The following is a 20,294-nucleotide window of genomic DNA, read 5'->3' on the forward strand; positions in this document are numbered from 1 at the left end:
TTCCAATATGGTGACCGGATCGCTCCGCACCTGCTTGGGAGGGTGTTGCTTTCGTATGATTTAATTTTTGTTTTTGTAGTATTCCACAGCCTTCTCATAGTAAGGCTTTTCTTCTTCCGGCAAATCATCGATATAGAATACTGCTGTCACAGGACAAGCCGCTTCACAAGCACCGCAAGAAATACAAATATCCGGGTCAATATAGAACTGGTCCTCTCCTTCTTCAATGCAATCAACAGGACATACGTCAACGCATTCTCCCGCTTTCTCGTCTATGCAGGCTGAACCTATAACATACATGTGATTACTCCCCTCTCCATTGTACTAATCTAGCTTTCTTTTAATCATACATCATAAATAGGAATAATAGGACAAAAAAATCTAGACTCAGTACTTTTTAAACATAAACATATAATAATTATGTGGATCATTGATAATTTTGTCAATACTACCCTACAGCCATATAAATAAATGATATGCCAGCCAACGCTAAGTGTTGACTGGCATATCATTTACGTATACGAATCGAACTCTTTTCCATTTTTATTCCCTGAGGTAGCCGTAGTATATAATCAGCACTTTGATAGTGTAATTTCTATTGAGGCTCATGAGTAGTAATTGGATACAGGTTTCCGTTTAGGGCAAATGAAACTTTACCTGTTTCCTCCGATACTACTAGTACGAGGGCATCACTTCGTTCAGTTAAACCTAAAGCAGCACGATGCCGTGTGCCAAGTTTTTGATCACCTGTAGATCTGTCTGAAAGTGGAAGAACATTGGCTGCCGAAACGATCTGATTAAGACTTACAATGACAGCACCATCATGGAGTGGATTGCCGGGGAAAAAAATGGATTCTAACAAAGAATGGGTCAACTCTGCTCCTATCGAAATACCTGGTCTAATCAATGATTCAAGAGAATCTTCCCGTTGGATCACAATTAAACCACCGTGTCTCGATTTCGACATATTTTGTATACAAATTGATAATTCAGGGTATTTGTCTGTAAATGGAGACAAATAACAGTTTAAATAAAATGTAGCAGCTTTCAACTCGATATTCACAAATTTTTCTTTCACTTTTTCAAAATTTCCAAGAACACACTGTGCTTCATTATCCAGTGCATCTACATTATTCTGTAATTCCGTAATTAATTGGTGAATATCCTTTTTTAAAGCTTGCTTTATTGGAGAAAAATCGCAATTTTCCTGATCCATAGACACACCTCCCTTCATTATGTTTGTCTGCACAGGAATTATTTATGCAAACACTACTCACTATTCCATTCCAGACTTTTACATGTTACGCTCGGATATATCGGTATTTTGGCAATTTAACCAGTTCTGAAGGAGTGTGGAGCAATGGGACCATTTGCTAAGGATTTGTTGAAGGACAAGGTTGTACTGATTACAGGTGGGGCCACAGGGCTAGGACGGGCTATGGGCGAGAAATTTCTGAAGCTGGGTGCGAAGCTCGCCATTTGCGGTCGGCGTGAAGACGTACTGAAAACTGCTGCAGAGGAAATGAGCAGTTACGGGCATGCCGTATATTTCAAAAGCTGCGATGTTCGCGATCCGGCCCAGGTGCATGAACTGGTGGAAGAGGTAGAGCAGCATTACGGGGTCATCGACGTGCTGGTCAATAACGCAGCTGGCAATTTCATCAGTCCTACGGAACGCCTCTCTCCCAGAGCTGTAGATGCCGTGCTCAACATCGTGCTTCACGGCACATTTTACACTACGTTGGAAGTTGGCAAACGATGGATTGAGCAAGGGATCTCCGGAACGATGTTAAATATCGTCACAACCTATGCCTCTACAGGATCCGGTTATGTTGTCCCTTCGGCGGCTGCAAAAGCTGGAGTATTGGCATTAACCCGTTCTCTCGCTGTAGAATGGGCACCTTACGGCATTCGCCAGGTGGCAATTGCACCCGGTCCGTTTCCAACAGAAGGAGCTTGGTCCAGACTGTCTCCTACTCCGGAATTTGAGCAAAAGATGATTGACCGCATCCCGCTCGCACGCGTGGGAGACAAAGAAGAGCTCAGCAATCTTGCTGCTTATCTTATTTCAGACTACGCCGGATACATAAATGGTGACGTTATTACGATAGATGGCGGTGAATGGCTTCAAGGCGCCGGTCAGTTTAATGAACTGGCTGAAGTAACTGAAGAACAGTGGGATGAACTCGCCAAACTGACGCGACACGGCAAATGACCCTGCTCTAATTGATCTGACATTTCGCTTTCTTTTCATAAAAAAGCCCCATTCTCACACCTGAACATTGCAGGGTAAAGAAAGGGGCTTTCACAAATAAAAAAACGGTTAACGGCAATCTTAATTATTCATTCTGTTTACATATGATCCACAATGAGTGCGTACACAATACCCGGTCCATGAACCCCGATGGTCAGATCGTTCTCAATGTCAGCCGACCTGCTCGGTCCTGAGATAAAATGAATGCCTGCCGGAAGATTTCCCCTTCCATCCATGTCGAAATTCACCAGTATCTCTCCAAGCCGCGTCTTAAGGCGCTCCACAGGTATAATGGCAATTAGGACCGTCGGCAGCAAGCTGACCGCTCGGCCTTTATCCTTCGAAGACAATACAACCATAGAACCCGTATAGGCAGCCGCATAATCCGCGAGGACGATTCCAAAATCAGCTTCAGCCGCCTTTGAACGCCAATCGGTTTCACGATTCTCATTCCAGACCGAAATATCCGTATCAGGGAGAGCGCTCCCCAGATCAAGTTGATCGAGCATTTCCTGATTTTGCCGCAGAATCCTTCCCGCGCTCATCTCTCCTGCTTTTTCTGTGATAAACTGTTTAACCTGCTCCATATTGGACAGATGAACGACATGCCCACCCGCAGCTTCAAAATTCACTGTGAACTGATGAATCCGGTTATCCAGAGACCAGCTAAATTCATTCCAGAAATCTGGAGCCCCTCTATTGGGGTGATCAGGTTTTTCCCGTACACGAGCTCTGTTCAGCTTGGCGGCAATACCGTTTATAAATGATTCCTGTTTTTTTCTGGACTGTGCTTCCAGTTGTGCAAGCCACTCTTGATCACTTTGCTGTTTGCTCATGATGTCTCCCCGCCCTTTCGGTCGTTCATGATCTGCTTCAACCTGTTCTCTATTTCGGAATCCATTTCCCTGACCCCTTGGGAAATTTCCTGCTCAAGAGTCGGCCATCTGTCACGGAACGATTCCTTAGGTAGGCTTGGTGTAACTCGGTATGAGTTCCATCCTTTTAACGGACCAACTTTCGTACGGATTTCACCGCCACGGGCCACCAGCTTCTGTCCGAGCTTTCCGATCCGGATCACGGTGCGATAGCGCTTGGAATTCCCCATCACGGCAGCAAAGCCCTTCATACCCACACCCTCAGCCTTATTCCCTCGTCCGGCTTCGATCTTGCGCCGGCGCAAGGATACAAGCATGTCATGCAGCGGAATTTTCACTGGACAAGCTTCATAACAAGCACCGCATAAACTTGAAGCATTAGCGATATCGTCCCACTCCGCTACATTCTTCTTCAGGGCAGGCGTAAGAACGGCTCCAATCGGACCGCTGTATGTACCACCATAAGCGTGGCCACCGATCTGCCTATAGACCGGACAAGCGTTAAGGCAAGCGCCACAGCGAATGCAGTTAAGCAGCTCCTGGAACTCCGGATCGCCAAGCTGTAGTGCTCGGCCATTGTCTATAATAATGATATGCATTTCTTCCGGACCATCACCATCATGTTCTCTCCGAGGTCCTGTAATGCCCGACATGTAAACTGTCAGCTTCTGACCGGTTGCTGAACGCGGCAGCAGTGTCGCCATCACTTCAAGATCAGACCATGAAGGAATAATTCGTTCCATTCCCATTAACGTGATCTGTGTCTTCGGAAGCGTCGTCACCATACGGGCGTTGCCCTCATTCTCGAACAGGACCATGGAGCCCGTTTCGGCAATGGCAAAATTACATCCGGTCATACCGATGTCGGCATCCAGAAATTTCTCTCTTAGTTTGTTCCTCACAAATCCAGCCAGAATTGATGTATCCGGCGGAAGCGTCTCCCCAGCCTCCTTGGATAACAGATCTGCGATCTGATAACGGTTCTTGTGAATCGCAGGGATAATAATATGTGAGGGTGTTTCATCCGCAAGCTGAATAATATATTCGCCTAGATCCGTTTCTACCGCTTCAACGCCGATGGATTCTAAAGCTTTGTTCAAGTGCAGCTCCTCGGAAACCATAGATTTTGATTTCACAACCGATTTAGCCGATTTCCGCTGGGCAATCTGAAGAGATATGCCCACCGCTTCCTCTGCTGTATCAGCAAAATGAACATGCACTCCGTTGGCACGGGCATTATCGGCAAATAAATTTAAGTAATAATCCAAATTAGCTATCGTATGCAGCCGGATTTGTCTTCCTCGTTCCCGCCACGTATCCCAATCTCCATGATCAGCAGAGGCTTGCAGTTTCCCATTCCGTAACCGCTCCGTCGTAAAACGGACCGCGCTGCGGAGAAAATCGTTATTGAGTGCCAGTCGGGAGCGCTGGTTCACGCTCATTTTTTTCGATTCAGACGTACTCATGCCCCCTTCACCCCTTCATGTAGAAGCTCGGCTAAATGCATTACTTTGACCTTCTCCCCTCGGTAACGGAGGTTCCCGGCTATATTCATTAAACAGGCCATATCAAGACCCACAAGTACCGATGCCTCGGTCTCAATAACATGATCCACTTTCTCGGTCACCATGGCTCCTGAAATGTCCGCCATTTTGACTGCGAACGTTCCACCGAAGCCACAGCAGTCCTCAGCAAATGGCAGCGGTACGAACTCCAGACCCTTCACCTGCTTCAAAAGTTCCATCGGTTCGTCCTTTACACCAAGTAGCCGGCTGCCGTGACAGGATGGATGATATGTCACCTTGCCTGGGAAAGTAGCGCCAATGTCTGTTACACCGAGTACTTTGACGAGAAATTGCGAGAATTCATACGTTTTCTTTTGTAAATCTTCAGCCTTTTTCAAATAAACCGGGTCACTTTTAAACAAGTTCGAATAATGATGAACCATATAAGTACAGGAGCCCGAAGGTGAAACGACAAAGTCGCTGTCTTCAAAGGCATCCAGAATGGTCTTCGCGCTTGTCCGGGCTTCATCCCAATAGCCACTGTTGTAGGCAGGTTGCCCACAGCACGTCTGTACATCAGGAAACTCCAGTTTGACGCCGTAACGGGCAAGCAGCCGGACCATCGCTTCGGATACCCGTGGGAATAATGCATCGCTTAAGCATGTTACAAATAAGGATATTTTCATTGTGCACCCCGCTTACCACTCAAATTGTAAGTCTCTATTTACAAGAAGAAACGGATTCACCTTCCCCATCAGGGCGGCTTTCGTTTCTGTTAACGTTTACATCATTATCATTTAAAGAACCCCCGTGATCGGGGGTTGTGGTTTACACTGAAATGATATGGATTCCGCGGTCCGTAAAAGGCGTTGCATCATGTGCAGGCAGACGTCTGTCAGTAATAATCGTATCAACGCGCTGCAAATCTGCGACCTGTGTAAACGCCTGAATACCGAATTTGCTTGCATCCGCTAGCAGGATCACCTGATCTGCCATTCCAATCATTTTATGTTTAATTCTAGCCTGAAGTTCATTGGATTCGCTTAGCCCTCTCTCCAAATGAACTCCTTTAAAAGAAAGAAAAGCTTTATCCACGTGATAGGATTCCAAAGAGCGCTCAGCTAACGGGCCTACAAAAGACAAAGAGCGATGAGCCATGATTCCACCGGTAGAGATGACTTCAATCTTCTCTTTTCCGCCTAGCTCAGCCGCTGCCTTGATCGAATTGGTCAGTACCGTTAGTGGAAAATCGGGAATAAGCCTCGCCATATACCATGCTGTGGAGCTTGCATCCAACAAGATCCGCTGATTCGGCTCGATGAGCTTTACCGCTTCCTCTGCGATTCGCTGCTTCTCCTCGGCATGCATAATTTCACGTTCTGTAAAAGGGATTTCGGGTTGAGAACGCCAAGGAATGGGTTGATCTTTAACACTGACCGCACCACCATGGGAACGGCGAAGACGTCCCGAATCTTCTAATCGGTCCAAGTCTCGGCGGATGGTTTCCTCCGTTACCCCGCAAAGCTGACTCAGCTCGGTAACCCGGATACTTCCTCTTTCATTGACCAACTGTACAATCTTCTCATAACGTTCTGCAACCAACATAAATCACTTCATCCTTACTGTTTTATTTTATGAGTCAAATCTACGATTTGACGAAATTTACTATATGTTCTTCCCACGATACCTCTTGTTCGGGTTCATATACCTACTCCCATATGAGTAAAGGATCAGCTAAGAACTTATCATCATCCGGGTCGATAAAACATCTGAACGCCGAAGTTCCTTCAGCCATCTTAACCAATTCGGGAAATGAATACAAAAGTCCTTTTTTCCTCAAACACGGCGGCTTTCCTGCAACATGAATACTCTTCAACTACTACCGGGTAAATGCCGCCGGTACTCCACCGTCAATCGTAAGCATGCAGCCTGTCGTTTTCTCAGATCGGGATGATGCGAAGAACGCAATTCCTTCAGCAATATCTCTCGGATAAATATTTACAAGCAGCGTTGTACGTTTGCGGTAATATTCTTCAAGCTCATCCGGTTCAATACCATAAGCCGCTGCCCGTTCATTGCGCCAATTGGAATTCCATATCGCAGATCCTTGAAGGATCGCGTCCGGAAGAACCGTGTTGACACGAATCCCGTACTGACCACCCTCGGCCGCAATGCATCGAGCCAAATGCGCTTCCAGTGCTTTTGCAGAGCTATATGCGGATGCATTCTTGCCGGCATACACGGAGTTTTTCGAACCCACAAACACCATGCTGCCACCGATACTTTGCTGCCTCATGATTTTGAATGCTTCACGCGCTACCAGGAAATATCCTGTTCCGAGCACGTTCATATTTAGATTCCATTCTTTCAATGATGTTTCCTCGAAAGGACTTGATGTTGCCAGACCCGCATTGTTAACAATGATATCGACACCACCGTAAAAAATAGAAGAAGCTTGATATGCTGCGAAAACCGCATCTTCGTCCGTTACATCCATTTTAACGGCAATCGCCCGGTTTTCTCCGTATTTCTCGTTTATATCTCCGGATACCTTCTCTGCTCCTTCAAGGTTCAGGTCCGCAAGCACCACATGCGCCCCTTCAGATACGAGCCGTCTTGCCGTTTCACTCCCGATTCCGCCTGCTCCGCCAGTAATAAAAGCAATCTGACGTGAGAATTCAGCTTCCTTCGGTGCAAGTGTCAGTTTATACAACTCCAGCGGCCAGTACTCCACATTATAAGACTCGTTCTCGCTCAGGGACACGAAATCACCAAGAGTTGTTGCACCGCGCATAACTGCAATCGCCCGATGATACAATGCTCCGCTAACTTTTGAGTTCGACCAGCTCTTGCCAGAGTTGACCATCCCCACTCCCGGAATCAGTATGACACGCGGAGCAGCTTCGAACATGACATCGCCTTCGTGCTTGTTCCGGTTGAAATAGTCTTCATATTGTTCTTTATATGATGAGATACCTTCAATAAGCTTAGCTTTGAGCCCTTCAATATCATCGGCATCAGGTGTCCAGTCGATGAAGAGAGGGACCATTTTGGTATGTACCAGATGATCCGGGCAAGCTGCACCAATCTGAGAGAGTTCGGAGGAATTTTCCCCACCAACAAAAGCCAGTACCTCATCCTCATCATCAAAAGACAGAATCATTTTCTTGACGTCACTTACCGCACCACGGATCGTAGGCATCACCTCTGCAGCAATTCGGCGACGAACTTCGGCTGGCAGCGGACGATGCTTCACACCACCAAACAATTGCTCCTGCTCAAATTTTGCTTCAATAAAGGCTTCGGCTTCACTAATGATTTTGATCGTCTGGGCATAACATTCTTCTGAGGTATCGCCCCATGTCACAAGTCCGTGTTTCTCCATCAGAACAAGCTCTGCATTTGGGTTGGCCAGAACACCTTCAGCAATCATCTTGGATAATGTAAAGCCCGGTCTTACATAAGGAACCCATACAAACCTGTCGCCAAAAATTTCTTTTGCCAGTTCTTTACCGTTATCGGCACAACAGAGACTGATGATGGCATCGGGATGTGTATGATCCACATGTTTGAATGGAAGAAATGCGTGCAGCAGGGTTTCAATTGAGGCTCTCGGATGTTTGGCATCGATCATGCAGTGAGCCAAGTAAGCTACCATTTCTTCATCTGGCATGGAATCACGTTCGAATAGCGGTTTAATGTCATCCATTCGCAATCCGGTAAAATTACCTGCTTTCATCGATGCCAGATCCGACCCGCTTCCCTTGACGTACATTACTTCAACATCACGTCCACGGAAATCCTTCACTGTGGTTTTGCTGGAGGTGTTACCTCCGCCCCAATTGCACACTCGTCGGTCTGTACCGATCATATTGGAACGATAAACGAGTTCATCTAACGTGTTTTTTGCCTGATCTGCCTTTGATTTGTCCCACAAGCTTTGAACCATGAAGTAATCTCCCTCCGAATACGATTAATTTTAGATATAAACGGAATGCCTTATAAGTTGGCACCGTTTTCAATGTATTGATAACATAATATCATGCCCGTTTATATTTGAATAGGTTATATTCAAATATAAACGGGCAAAAATGCGAGGGATTTTTATTGTTTACATTGAAATAATGTCTAGTCCAGGTTAAAAGCTTCTTTAAGATCTTCGATTTTGGAACCATCGATATGTTGAACCGGACCTAGAATAAAGGTATCTATGAAGGCCTTGGCGCTGTATTCAGCCACTTCAAGCCGGTCAAAAGCATTCAGCAATGAGGAACCCGTGACGATAATACAGTCGTTCTCGGCAATAGCGAGTGGTGTATTCTTTTTGAAACGTGCTGCTGCTTCTTCAGCCTGATGAACAACCATCCCAAACGGAAGCTTTGGCATATCCCTGAGCAGAATATAGCTTTCCGGAATCGTCCTTGAATCAAATCCCGTATCTGTTACGGCGAATGCCATGATATTCGGCGGGTGGGCAATAATAATCGATTCCACATGCGGTTGAGTCTGATAAATAAGCTCGTGGAACTGGACGGAACGGCTCGGCATCTTGCCGGCTTCGTGCTTCCCTTCTTTCACACGGACCAAATCACCAGGCTGCAAATACTTACGGTCATCACCGTAAGGGGTAATTACGAAAGAGCCATCAGACAGGCGCTGTGAGAACGTTCCTTGTGTACTTGTAAACAATCTCTGGTCATAAGCTCTTGAGATCAGTTTGCACATTTCTCTGCGTACTTCCCGTTCTTCGGTTGTGTAAGGCTCTGCCTGTAATTCCTCTAGCAACAGCTGCGGCTTGTCACGGTTTACAGACTGAAGTGTAATCGGTTTGCCGATCCGGTTGGCGTTAATTTCAAGCCTTGCGCAGTACTCCAACGTCTCAAAGGCACGAAAAGCCTCAAACAGATTGTTCCCTCCGACAACCACTCCATGATTCTCAAGCATAACGCTGTTAAGTCCTTTAGCAAAAACAGCCGCAATATTCTCACCGAGCTTTTCGCTCCCAGGCAGTGCATATTCCGCCATCCCCACATCACCAACAATAAGCTCCTCGTTCGGAAGCAGCTTCGTATTCGGAATTTTCCTTACAATACTGAATGAAACCAACGCCGGCGGATGCGCATGAACTACAGCTTTCAGGTCCGGACGTGTACGGTAAATCAAACGGTGGAAGGGGTACTCACTTGATGGTCTATGATGACCAACCACAGCACCATCACCTTTGACACAAACGATATCATTTCGTGTTAATGCACCCTTGTCTACTCCCGCTGGTGTAATCCATATGTCGCCGTTCTCATCTTTAATGGATAAATTACCACCGGATGTGGTAGTCATTCCATAGTCATAAATTCGTTCCATCATCATTAATATTTGGTCCGCAGGATGAAGCAGTTCTGTTTGCAAATTCATCGCCTCCGAGATGAACAAAAGCATTCAAATCAAAATATCTTTGTTTGCTTTTGTTTTTTTGTTTTTAAGTTTACTTTATGTTCGTTCATTCGGCAATGATTTATTGCACGCATGGAAAAAAGCTGTCTCTGCAACAGAACACTCTGCTTCAAAGACAGCTTTTATGATGCCAAAATGATAAAACCCGGTTAGATCAACTTTTAGTTAGCCTGCTCAACTTTTGCAATTCCTTTGACCAATGCGTCACGAAACGCAATTTCCTCTTCGTTGACATATCCCTTGAATACAATCTCCGATATATCCTTATGATTAAAAAAGATATTTGAGTCATTTGTTAAGTTACCGTGAGGATAAAAGCATGCAACATAATCCCATCTTTTCAGCGTCTTGGAATCATTCTGCATTCTTCCATATATCATAAGAGTCTGATCCCAATCTTTAAATTTCACAACCGATCCGATCGGCAAAAGCTCTTCTTGAATTGGTTCCATAAGTCATCAACCTTTCATTAGTTTCTTGCCTACAAAGTACAGAGCCGTAACGAGAAGCGGAATACATACCAAAAATGTTATACATATCACTGCCTTTTCTGCTACAGGTAAACTGGAATCCATGAGATTCGGTATAACGGTGCCCAGAACACCAATGATGGCAATGGCGATCATAATCTGTTTGAATTTGGTTTGCTTATCGCTCAATGACTTCATACTCCTCTCTGATTGTACGAGATCTATTCTACGGTTATTTCTCCGCCGATACCAACCAAACTTGCGCCCGGTCCAAGCGGAATGTGGAATTTCAAGCCGGTCTTTCCCACTTCAGCCGAGGCACCGACCACGCCAAGAGAAGCTGATCCGCCGATGATCAATTCATTGTCGGTAAAAGGTATAGGAATCTTAATACCGCCTTCGTATTTATTTAATGTAGCTTCCGCCCCAAGGCTAAGCGTACCATCTTTAATCGAAGCCTCTACTTCCGCTTTACCAACACTGACGGACCCTTTTACATAATCATTCTCATAACCCGCTTCCACAATGCCAACTTCAGCAGAGGCACCATTTATTAGGCTGGCTTCGGCGCTTCCGGATATAGCTTTAGTGAACCATCCGCCTTCTTTGTTCTCGATCATGCTGCCCTCTACTTTAGCAACGTCAATCATTTTATCCAACAGGCTTGTATCAACAGCCCCCTTGGCTGTTCCGCCGACACCTGCCGTACCGATAGACCCGGCTCCCCCGGCCACACCAACTGCCCCAGCTCCAACCGCCATACCTCCAATACCAGCTCCTGCTGCAGCAGTACCCGTCATCGACGCATCTACCACCTGACCGGAATTGGATTCATCCGCAGTACGAAATTTAACAGAAATTTGATTCAGTTCGGTAGATACCGTATGTAAACATTCTATGAACTTATTCATGGTAATCCGCGCCTGTTGGTATTCTCCGTAAAATCGTTCGCGGGTAATCCCTTCCCATTGTCCCTCCATCTGCTGTATGCTCTGCTGAAGCCGCTGTACAATGTCGCTGCTCTGCTGGCCTGACTGAGAAAATTGCGACGACACTTGATTCAGTTGCTCCGGAGTTACCAAAATACGATTAGACATAGACTAAACGCTCCTTCTTCTGCGTCTCCTAAAATTATCCTGTTCACAGGACATATAACCACATTTTTCTATTTTAAATTTGGATTGAGTTTATAACAATGAATCTCTGGGTCCAATTCGCATCGCCCTCCTGAGACCAGGAATCGGTGCTTTAGTCACAAATTCATCTAACAATAGAATAAACATCATTAAAAAAGCAGCCCTGTATAGGGCTGCACCATATCATCATTTCTATTTTATATAAATAAGAACGGTAATAAGAATAACAGCGCGATGGAACTGAGTGCCAATGCGCCCGCAAAAGGAGTACCAAAACCTCCAAAACCAAATCCTGGTCTAAAACCGAATCCCGGTCCAAAAGCAGAAGTTTCTGCTTTCTGTTTCATGGAATTCAACTGTTTTTTGGCCTTATCCGGCTTTGTGGACAATATATTGGCACTCCGAAATGCCTCGTCAAAAAGCAAACCTTTTTCATCGATACCTCTCAGTGTTCCTGTTATATGTCTTCCATCATGAAGTACAGCGCAAACCTGACGGCCTATAAAAGGTCTGCAAGAATCTTCTGAAATTGGACTGATAATATGCACCACTCATCCTCCTCACCCGTCGAATTGATTCATTCTATTCTACAGGGTGAAATGCTGTCAGATACAAACGTCCACTTTTGAAGATTACTTTATGATTTTACGGCATTATCGTGATTTTTCGTAGGCTTTAACCATGAGATTGTGATCAATGGCTCCCTGGTAACGGTCCGAAATTACACCTTGAGTATTCAGAATATAGGTTGTCGGATACGCAACGATCTGATACTGCTCCGTCACCTGCCCTTTCTGATCATACATCGTTGGGAACGTAACACCTACTTCATCAAGGAATGATTTCACATCGTCCGAATTATTTTCCAAATGCGTCATGTTCACTGCTAACACAACGACATCCTTGTCCTTGTATTCTTCATAAAAATCTTGCATATAAGGCATTTCAACTTTACATGGCGGACACCAGGATGCCCAAAAGTTCAACAGAACCGTTTTACCGCGATAATCGGAAAGGTTGATAGTTTCTCCATCTTCAGTCTGAAGTGCGAAGTTAGGTGCACGATTTCCGACCTTAATCCCTATCGGTATCGTTTCATCCGTTTCAACTGTGTTCCCGCTTCCTTGAGTTTGATCCGTCGCTTGCTTATTTAAATAATCAAATATGCCCCAGGCAACCAGACCTACAAGAATCACAATGGCGATCCAGTTTTTTCTCATCATAGTCACCTCTCTCACACGTTGTTATCGGTGATCAGCCGTTTTATTCTGTTGTTTGGTAAATAACATGTCAAAGATTAATATGGCGAATGCAAGAACGCCAAAGGCTATCTGAACTGAGGTAAAACCAGCCACTACTGTATTACGACCTTCATCAAAGAAAGGAATCAGCACAGAGCCGATACTGTACCACAAGGCGATAGAACCGAATATTCGAATGGAAGCATCGTACTTGATCCATGCCCATACAGCCAACACTCCATGAAGAAGAGCATACATAAGCGCCATTTCACCCAAGGATTCATCCCAAAACCATAAAAAGACATGTCTTGCGAAGCCGCCTGTCAAGAAAGCCAGCATTGCTGCCTTCACTAAGAGAACAACAAGAGACCGCTTCTTGTTCAATCGGACACCCACATACGCAAGTGCCAGCGCGGTTCCAAGCCATATTCCTTGATCTCCGCCGGTAAAGTACAGCAGAGACGACGGATGCTGTATCGTCCGAATCGGATCGAATACTATCATGCTGAATTTCCATACGACAAATCCGATAATCAACGCATTCACATAGGTATCCAGCATCCAGCCGGACTCTTCCCGGCCGCGAAGACGAACTTTTAGAACGAGAAAACCCATGACAGCAGATATCAGAAAAACTAAAATATCCGCCCGGATCATCAGTGGACCCAGAGCTATCGTACTCAATTCATTTCCTCCTTAATAAAGGATACCATCCTCATTACCCACTGGGGTATATAAAGATAATAAATAGTTTAGGATAGCATGTCAAATTATCTCTGTACGGTAATTTATCTTTTCTCCGAGATTACAAGAATGAATGTTGCTAACGGTCCCAACAGTAACGAAAGCAAAAACCAGTTTAAGCCACTTCTATTTTTACCTTGAGCAAGCCCTGCATTAATTAGAGCGAGTGTACCCCAGCCTACAAAATATCCATTTTCCATTATATATCCCTCCAATCAGCAGTACATTCCATCATCAACTTTTACGTTTGAAGAAACAGTTCGTTTCAACTCTAACTCTAACTCTATAATCATATGGCTGAGAAATATCATATATTAATGTAAAAAGGCCGGCATCTGCCGACCTTTTACAAAGAATAACCTTCATATACAATTCCCCAACTCCAAATCCTTATCCGACCATATTCATGGGCAGTTAAAGTTTAGATTCAAAACTCAACACATGCTTTTTAAAAAATGCTTCATATACTCCAATAACATCCGCCATAACCTTTATGTTATCATGTGCATTCCCCACCTCAAGAGAATGTGATCCTCTATTTACTGCGTGTACTTCACTATTCTGAAGTCCTTCAAGTGCTTTGACGCTCTTTTCACTAAAGAGATCGTCCGCTGTACCATAAATGACAGAATTAACTGTGTTTTGAATGTACGGAACCGTTGAATCAAGAGGTGTCAGAAATAGTTGAACGATAGGAGAGCTGGCGTCGACCTCTTCTGCTGCTATCCCTGCTACTACAGTGCCCAAGCTTTTACTCACAAATATAATCTGTTTATATTGATCTTTAATCTGATGAATGGCCTTGACCGATTCCTCTACCAAAAGGTGAAGACGTTCGGTTTGAAGCTCGGTTCTTGCACTTTGATAACCATACTCCAACTGAAGAACATCACATTGGTGCTGGAGTGCACCTTGAGTAGCATAATAGAGCAGCGGGAGTTCGCAGGAGTAGTTTTTCCCTGGAAATAAAACGACAAGTGTGGATGAACTCTGGGAGAACAGCCTGTGCTGCACATCTCTCCCCCATACCGATGGTAATGTGATGTATTGGATTTTCATCTTGGTTCCTCCTATACGAACACCAATTCATGACGAAAGCGATATCATTGAAAAATTCTCCTCACATTTTTACTGCTTCAAAAGTGCACATTTGTTCACCATGTATTGGCTCTTCACCATATTTATAATCGGCAGAAATGGTGATTTGGCTGAATCCGATCTTCTCTAGTAAAAGTACAAACTCGTATCGACCATACCAGCTGAGCGGAAATCTCTGCAGCTCGGATTGAATGAATCGGCCTTCCTTCCACTTTTCATACTTTAATAGCGATACCATCCGCTGTTCCAGATGATTGACTTCTATAACTTTTTCTTCCAATGTAATCACTTCACCTGCTTCTGTATCCCATGTTCTTGTTGACACAGCATTAGTATCCCAATTGGTAGGAATAAACAGATCCAATATAAGTCTACCACCCGGCGCAAGATGTTGATAAAAATTGTTAAGAGCTTCAACCGCCGTTTCCCGACCTTCCAGCAGCTGAAAAGAACCAGCGGGAATGATTATGGCCCCATAAGATTGTTCCAGCTGAAAATTATGCATTTCATCCTTATACAATAGCGGCGTTAGTCCCTGATCAGCACATCTGCTGCGGCATGAATCAAGCATTTCTCCAGAATTATCCAGACCGTCAACCAAGTTTCCAGACCGTAACAGTGGAATTAGCACACGACCGGAACCACAGCCGACTTCCAGAATTCTACCCTGTATTTCTTTTAGACGTTCCCCATAATACTCCACGTCTCCAAAAGAGTGCCCTAACGGTTTACTAAGATCATACACCTCTGTGCAGAGACTTCCATAATGATGCTGCATATCCTCATTCCTTTACGATATAATATCTTTCAGATTAAGACTGTCCCACTTGAGCGCCAATTCTTGATGAAGTTCTCCAGCAATCTCAATTTCTTTCTGGCGAACCCTCTTCCCTCCCAAGGCTTTATAAAAGTGTATCGCGGGATTGCCTTCCAGCACCCAGACTAACAATGAGGTGTAACCCATCGATTTCATCACCTCAAGCATCTGTATGAATAGCTGTCTGCCCCAGCCCTTCCCTTGTGCCTCTTGTAATAAATATACCGCGTACAGCTCACCCTCACTGTTCCGTTTCTGCTCTCTTTCCGGACCGAAGTTCATAAATCCGACAATTCGGCCCACGGGGTCTTCCAGCACTAATATTTCTATATCTGCCGAGGGGTTTTCCAATCTCCACTTCCAGCCCTCCAGCCGGCTTTCTACTGTTAGGGCATCTAAATAGTCTTCTGATACGATTCTTTTATACGTCGATTTCCAACTGTTCACATGAACTTGTGCAATTCCCTCTGCATCCGCTACCGTTGCTTGTCTTATTTTCACTCCTGATCCTCCCAAAAGCTTATTATTCTATGAGTTTAGTTCAAGCGGTTACGATACCTATAAAAGTTAAATTTAAGATTCTTAGTCTGAGCATCACTACGGCAGCGGATTATTCTTACAATCGCTGTTGCCCCCAGATTTCTTTTATGTATTTATACAATCGTTGAAATCCGGGGACAGCTTATGCTTTCGATGCGAGCTTTCCTTTGGAAAGCTTTCGGGCGACCACTTCGTTTCTCCAGAATAATTCCGCCTTCTCCGTTGAAGTACTCTATTTCTTTAGTTCAATCTATATAGTTGTATAATTTAGCATCATAACAGAATAAAAACCTCTACGGATCATAAAGATGATCTTTAGAGGATAAAGGAATTAGAATATGAATACGCTATACGCCACTTTTTATGCTTGTTATGTGATGTTAATCCATTTTCATAGTTCAATACTTCTATAATCAGACAGACTTCTGCAGTACCATCCACCACTTCGCATCAAATCCCGGCACCTGCACCTCCTGCAGTCCGAGATCTGCTTCGTTAATCCATTCTCTGGCAAGCTGAATATAGTTGCTGTGAAACTCAGAACTGTATCCTATTTTTTCATACCCTGCATAGGTACAATTGTCGAAAATGATGATGCCCTCTTCCTTCAATAACTGATGACAGGTTTCAATGATACTGATAAACTCGCTGTAAACCGCCTGCTTTAGCTCTCCCCGGTTATGATAATCCATAACCGCTTGCAGCATCTGGGGCTCTACACTCCACCAGTCACTATTAATTGTATCAATTCCTTCATGCTGTGCGATCATGGTCTGTACGATATCATTCAAGGCATGATGAAAAACGATCACATCCATAGATCCCTGTCCACAGTAGTTCAGTATGCGGGCGCCATTGTCCTCTATGACCTGGATCTCAATGCTTAACTCCGCAGTTTTATCCCTGAACCCTTCGGTCAAATCCTGGTTTAAATTTGCGGTTACGTACTTCGCCCCTTCCTCACCATGAGTGTCCAGCGCTTTAGGAATAAAAATCGTATCTCCTGCAGCAATTTCAAACAGCTTGGCATCCTTCGGAACGTTCAAGAACTCCATCAAATGAACGTAGGAGGAAGTATAATACAGTTGAAGCATTTCAGGGTCCGAACGTTCTGCCAATGTAATAGGAGGAGTTATCATTCCGTCTAATCTTCGGTGCAGTTCATCATCAGACAAGCTTGCAATCAGCTCTTTCGTCTCCGCTGAAAACCCTCTTGAAAGCTGGTTAATTTTGCTTCGATACATATTAGATTCCGTCAGATGCATACCAAAATTCCTCCCTTTGTGTGGACGCAAATTACATTAGTGTGTTAGGAAACACCGTTTTATCTGCTATCTTATTGGATATTTCCAAATATCAAGAAGATAAGACCCATGTATGTGATCCATCTATGTATTAATTCATTTCATTTGTATTCAGACCTTCATGGGTTACTACAATATACGTTTATAAAGGACCCATTAGACTTATCATTCCTGACACATACTACTCTGAAGCATTTCATGTATCCGCTATCAAGTTATTATTTTAAGTAACCCACTCCTTGGTGAAGATGGTATATTTGCGAAATAATATACCATAACATGAATGAGGTGTCACAAATGATCTATGAAATTATTGAATTGAACCTCTCCTGGTTATAGCCATGAGATTCCTAAGTAACGAAAAGACCTATCGGTTTCTAATGGATTACGCCAAGAACACCTTGCATCCCGAGCCCAAAAATGAAGAGTCACGAACCAAGGATACCCGCATGTTCTCGAGGTACATTCGTTGTTGATCCGTCAGCTTATCGATGTCTGAGAAAAGAGTATGATAGATATAGGAATACAAATGTCTGAAATCCAGGAAAAAATCGACCAAGTGCATCCCTGAAGTATCCCCTTTACCTTGTGCGTAACCCTCCATAAAACAATCTGTAAATCTTTTAGCGAATTCCCGCCTGCTCTCACCAGCCTCAACCGAGTGTACAGCATGATATATTGCTACAGCAGCATCATAGGCAAACCAGTTATACTCACTGTCACCGAAATCCAGAACAGTCAGCTGATGCTGCGGGTCAAGTAACAAATTATGCTGATGTAGATCTCCGTGAATCAATCCAAATTCCTTGTCTGTCGCCGACAGAGTATGCATATGTAAATGATATTCCTTCCAGCGCTCTTGAAGTGTAAGGTCCAGCAGCCCCAAATCGCGGTGGTATATTTCATGCTCATGCCATTGACCGCGCGAATGTTTGGGGGTATATCCTACTGCCAGAGCATGCAGAGTTCCCATAGCATGACCCCACTGACGGAATAACTGTGAATTCCACACTTCCGGATCTCTCAATTGAATATGCCGCCCCTCGGCTTTTTCATAGGTTACAAAAAAAAGACCGTTCGAGATATCATTCACATACGTCCCTTTGACTTCGACGGGTCTCACAACGTTCATGTTATGCTGTGACAAATAAAGCATCCATTCCATTTCAGACATAATCTGTTCTTGTGAAATTGAGGCGCGGTCAAGGATTTTTACTACTATTGGGTTATCCGGATTGACTTCATACACATTGTTATTGTATCCGCCAAGACACTTTCCCCCTTCCACCGGACACTGTAAAAAACCACATATTTCCTGTATCACAATAGAATCTAGCATATAGAGATCACTCCTCCTCATCGACATATACTCAGAAACCTCCTAAATTATTGTATAATAGATGGGTTGCTGTCAAATCATCACGAAAGAAGCGAACGCCATGTCGATTTTTTCCGGGACGATGATCGGTTCTTATATCTGACCAAGTTTACGTCGCGTGCTCCAAAGGAACTCCTGAGATTCTCCATGATCGCTATGCCGATTTTGGGCGGAGCTATTTTGCTGTTAGGATAAATTGACCAACCGGGCTCCAAGTCATATGTACATAAAAAAACGTCATGAACATGAACTGTTCCGACGTTTAATATACCAAGCCTTACCGATAATTCGACTATTCAACAATGCTTGGCACAGTCTAAATTTTCTCCTCAGTCTGACTCACTCATCTCGCTTTTTTACTTTACACGCTTCCGTTTAATACTCTCAATGATCAATCTGTGTCCGAGTCTGCCTCCAAGCCGAATGACGCCCGTTGTTCTGCCGGAAATGATGTGGCGGTGTCCATCGGCGACATTCGTTTGGATTCTAAACCGGTGGAAGTGGTTCGTACCGGTGCCGATGTTGAGTCCGGTTTGGCCCGAATAGGAATGACGATGTCCATCAGCGGTTGTCGTGATTCCCTGGAATGTGTGACGGTGCCTTCCATCCTCGGGAATGAATAAATCCGTCAAATTGCCGAAGGAATGTCTGTGTCCTTGCACCAGCGTAGTCAAGCCCTCCATTCGATGCCTGAATTGTACGGGCCCACCGCTTCCTTGTTGATTTCTCACCATTTAACATCATCCTTTCGAAAGAGATGATACTAAGATATGTATGTTAACTCCAATTTGATTGTATAAATGGCATACTCTCTCTTATTTGGGCTTTATCACCCCAAATCTACTTACTTTTTGATCGTGAAATAGTTTCTGTACTTTGGGGGAAGATAATGATTGGTATATAAGAAATGCATGATTGTTATTATCTCCAAGCTAATTTATAGTTAGTTACTTGACAATGATTAGTATAATCGTTATTATACTAACACGAAGTTAGTGATGGTCTATAAGTTAGCTCTGCCTTACATCATCATTACCAAATTTAAATATAAGTCAGGAGTCGGTTATAAGTGAAAAGTTATTCATCAATAGGACAAGTTATTCTTAGAGTGGTGTTAGGTATTGTTTTTCTAGCTCACGGTCTGGACAAATTTCAAAGCGGGATCAGTAATATTTCTGGTTTCTTCGAGAGTATCGGTATTCCGGGGTACATGGCTGCCATCGTAGCGGTAATTGAAACTGCGGGAGGTATTGCTCTTATCCTTGGGGCAGGAACCAGAATTGTGTCTATGGTGTTGGCGTTTGTTCTTCTTGTTGCAATTTTCACCGCGAAGATTAGTATGGGCTTCCTGGGTGGATACGAACTGGATGTTGCTCTTTTAGCAATTGCCGTATCGCTGGTCTTCACAGGCAGTAATCTGTGGTCTATCGACTCGCTATTCCGAGCTAATAAAAAATAACACAAACGTTTAAAAGCTGAAC

Annotated in this window: 23 protein-coding genes; 2 read left to right on the top strand and 21 right to left on the bottom strand. The window is 44.2% G+C overall.

Features of this window, described 5'->3' with window-relative positions:
• Positions 1-60: 60 nt before the first annotated feature.
• Together MNQ98_RS18550 and cdaS are read right to left on the bottom strand one after the other, a co-directional pair.
• Complete coding sequence (locus tag MNQ98_RS18550) at positions 61-300, bottom strand: ferredoxin family protein (protein ID WP_208919247.1); 240 nt, start codon at positions 298-300, stop codon at positions 61-63.
• 295 nt (positions 301-595) lie between these two features.
• Positions 596-1,216: a sporulation-specific diadenylate cyclase CdaS gene (gene cdaS / locus MNQ98_RS18555; RefSeq protein ID WP_241929588.1), complete on the bottom strand. Its 621-nt coding sequence runs from the start codon at positions 1,214-1,216 to the stop codon at positions 596-598.
• 144 nt (positions 1,217-1,360) lie between these two features.
• Between cdaS and MNQ98_RS18560 the strand changes: the two genes are divergently transcribed.
• On the top strand, positions 1,361-2,215 hold the full coding sequence (locus MNQ98_RS18560; protein ID WP_241929589.1) for an SDR family oxidoreductase: 855 nt from the start codon (positions 1,361-1,363) through the stop codon (positions 2,213-2,215).
• A gap of 137 nt (positions 2,216-2,352) precedes the next feature.
• On the opposite strand, the gene MNQ98_RS18565 is transcribed toward MNQ98_RS18560, so the two are convergent.
• The 19 genes from MNQ98_RS18565 to MNQ98_RS18655 all read right to left on the bottom strand — a co-directional run bounded on the left by MNQ98_RS18565 (position 2,353) and on the right by MNQ98_RS18655 (position 19,547).
• Entirely contained in the window at positions 2,353-3,090 is a 738-nt protein-coding gene (locus MNQ98_RS18565; RefSeq protein WP_241929590.1) for a LutC/YkgG family protein, read from the bottom strand.
• Positions 3,087-4,595 (bottom strand): LutB/LldF family L-lactate oxidation iron-sulfur protein, encoded by a 1,509-nt coding sequence (locus tag MNQ98_RS18570; protein ID WP_241929591.1) that lies wholly within the window; start codon positions 4,593-4,595, stop codon positions 3,087-3,089. Before MNQ98_RS18570 ends, MNQ98_RS18565 begins: the two co-directional genes overlap by 4 nt.
• Positions 4,592-5,320: a (Fe-S)-binding protein gene (locus MNQ98_RS18575; RefSeq protein WP_241929592.1), complete on the bottom strand. Its 729-nt coding sequence runs from the start codon at positions 5,318-5,320 to the stop codon at positions 4,592-4,594. Before MNQ98_RS18575 ends, MNQ98_RS18570 begins: the two co-directional genes overlap by 4 nt.
• A 142-nt stretch (positions 5,321-5,462) precedes the next feature.
• Entirely contained in the window at positions 5,463-6,239 is a 777-nt protein-coding gene (locus MNQ98_RS18580; protein WP_241929593.1) for a DeoR/GlpR family DNA-binding transcription regulator, read from the bottom strand.
• A 274-nt stretch (positions 6,240-6,513) separates the two neighbouring features.
• Entirely contained in the window at positions 6,514-8,583 is a 2,070-nt protein-coding gene (locus MNQ98_RS18585) for a bifunctional aldolase/short-chain dehydrogenase (protein WP_241929594.1), read from the bottom strand.
• Positions 8,584-8,762: 179 nt separating this feature from the next.
• Entirely contained in the window at positions 8,763-10,040 is a 1,278-nt protein-coding gene (locus MNQ98_RS18590) for a class II aldolase/adducin family protein (RefSeq protein WP_481856652.1), read from the bottom strand.
• 206 nt (positions 10,041-10,246) lie between these two features.
• On the bottom strand, positions 10,247-10,537 hold the full coding sequence (locus MNQ98_RS18595) for a DUF4176 domain-containing protein (RefSeq protein WP_241929596.1): 291 nt from the start codon (positions 10,535-10,537) through the stop codon (positions 10,247-10,249).
• 6 nt (positions 10,538-10,543) lie between these two features.
• Positions 10,544-10,744: a hypothetical protein gene (locus MNQ98_RS18600; protein ID WP_241929597.1), complete on the bottom strand. Its 201-nt coding sequence runs from the start codon at positions 10,742-10,744 to the stop codon at positions 10,544-10,546.
• Between the two features lie 32 nt (positions 10,745-10,776).
• The gene (locus tag MNQ98_RS18605; protein ID WP_241929598.1) at positions 10,777-11,652 is read right to left on the bottom strand and encodes a WXG100 family type VII secretion target; all 876 of its coding nucleotides are present in this window, start codon (positions 11,650-11,652) and stop codon (positions 10,777-10,779) included.
• Between the two features lie 236 nt (positions 11,653-11,888).
• Positions 11,889-12,239 carry an LSm family protein gene (locus MNQ98_RS18610; RefSeq protein WP_241929599.1) on the bottom strand — a complete coding sequence of 117 codons (351 nt, stop codon included), beginning with the start codon at positions 12,237-12,239 and terminating at the stop codon, positions 11,889-11,891.
• Positions 12,240-12,344: 105 nt separating this feature from the next.
• Complete coding sequence (locus tag MNQ98_RS18615) at positions 12,345-12,914, bottom strand: peroxiredoxin family protein (protein ID WP_241929600.1); 570 nt, start codon at positions 12,912-12,914, stop codon at positions 12,345-12,347.
• Positions 12,915-12,935: 21 nt separating this feature from the next.
• The gene (locus tag MNQ98_RS18620; RefSeq protein WP_241929601.1) at positions 12,936-13,616 is read right to left on the bottom strand and encodes a hypothetical protein; all 681 of its coding nucleotides are present in this window, start codon (positions 13,614-13,616) and stop codon (positions 12,936-12,938) included.
• A 104-nt stretch (positions 13,617-13,720) separates the two neighbouring features.
• A complete protein-coding gene (locus MNQ98_RS18625; protein ID WP_241929602.1) occupies positions 13,721-13,876 on the bottom strand; it encodes a hypothetical protein in 156 nt (51 codons plus the stop codon).
• A 214-nt stretch (positions 13,877-14,090) separates the two neighbouring features.
• Complete coding sequence (locus MNQ98_RS18630) at positions 14,091-14,735, bottom strand: alpha/beta family hydrolase (protein ID WP_241929603.1); 645 nt, start codon at positions 14,733-14,735, stop codon at positions 14,091-14,093.
• 61 nt (positions 14,736-14,796) lie between these two features.
• Positions 14,797-15,552, bottom strand: a complete 756-nt coding sequence (locus MNQ98_RS18635) for a class I SAM-dependent methyltransferase (RefSeq protein WP_241929604.1) — start codon at positions 15,550-15,552, stop codon at positions 14,797-14,799.
• A 12-nt stretch (positions 15,553-15,564) separates the two neighbouring features.
• Entirely contained in the window at positions 15,565-16,092 is a 528-nt protein-coding gene (locus MNQ98_RS18640) for a GNAT family N-acetyltransferase (protein WP_241929605.1), read from the bottom strand.
• 452 nt (positions 16,093-16,544) lie between these two features.
• Positions 16,545-17,396: a hypothetical protein gene (locus MNQ98_RS18645; protein WP_241929606.1), complete on the bottom strand. Its 852-nt coding sequence runs from the start codon at positions 17,394-17,396 to the stop codon at positions 16,545-16,547.
• A gap of 424 nt (positions 17,397-17,820) precedes the next feature.
• Positions 17,821-18,774 (bottom strand): phosphotransferase enzyme family protein, encoded by a 954-nt coding sequence (locus tag MNQ98_RS18650; protein WP_241929607.1) that lies wholly within the window; start codon positions 18,772-18,774, stop codon positions 17,821-17,823.
• Positions 18,775-19,169: 395 nt separating this feature from the next.
• A complete protein-coding gene (locus MNQ98_RS18655; RefSeq protein ID WP_241929608.1) occupies positions 19,170-19,547 on the bottom strand; it encodes a YmaF family protein in 378 nt (125 codons plus the stop codon).
• Between the two features lie 335 nt (positions 19,548-19,882).
• Between MNQ98_RS18655 and MNQ98_RS18660 the strand changes: the two genes are divergently transcribed.
• The gene (locus MNQ98_RS18660) at positions 19,883-20,272 is read left to right on the top strand and encodes a DoxX family protein (protein ID WP_241929609.1); all 390 of its coding nucleotides are present in this window, start codon (positions 19,883-19,885) and stop codon (positions 20,270-20,272) included.
• Positions 20,273-20,294: the final 22 nt, after the last annotated feature.

This window comes from Paenibacillus sp. N3/727, from assembly GCF_022637315.1.
In the GTDB taxonomy this organism is placed as follows: Bacteria; Bacillota; Bacilli; order Paenibacillales; family Paenibacillaceae; genus Paenibacillus_AQ; species Paenibacillus_AQ uliginis.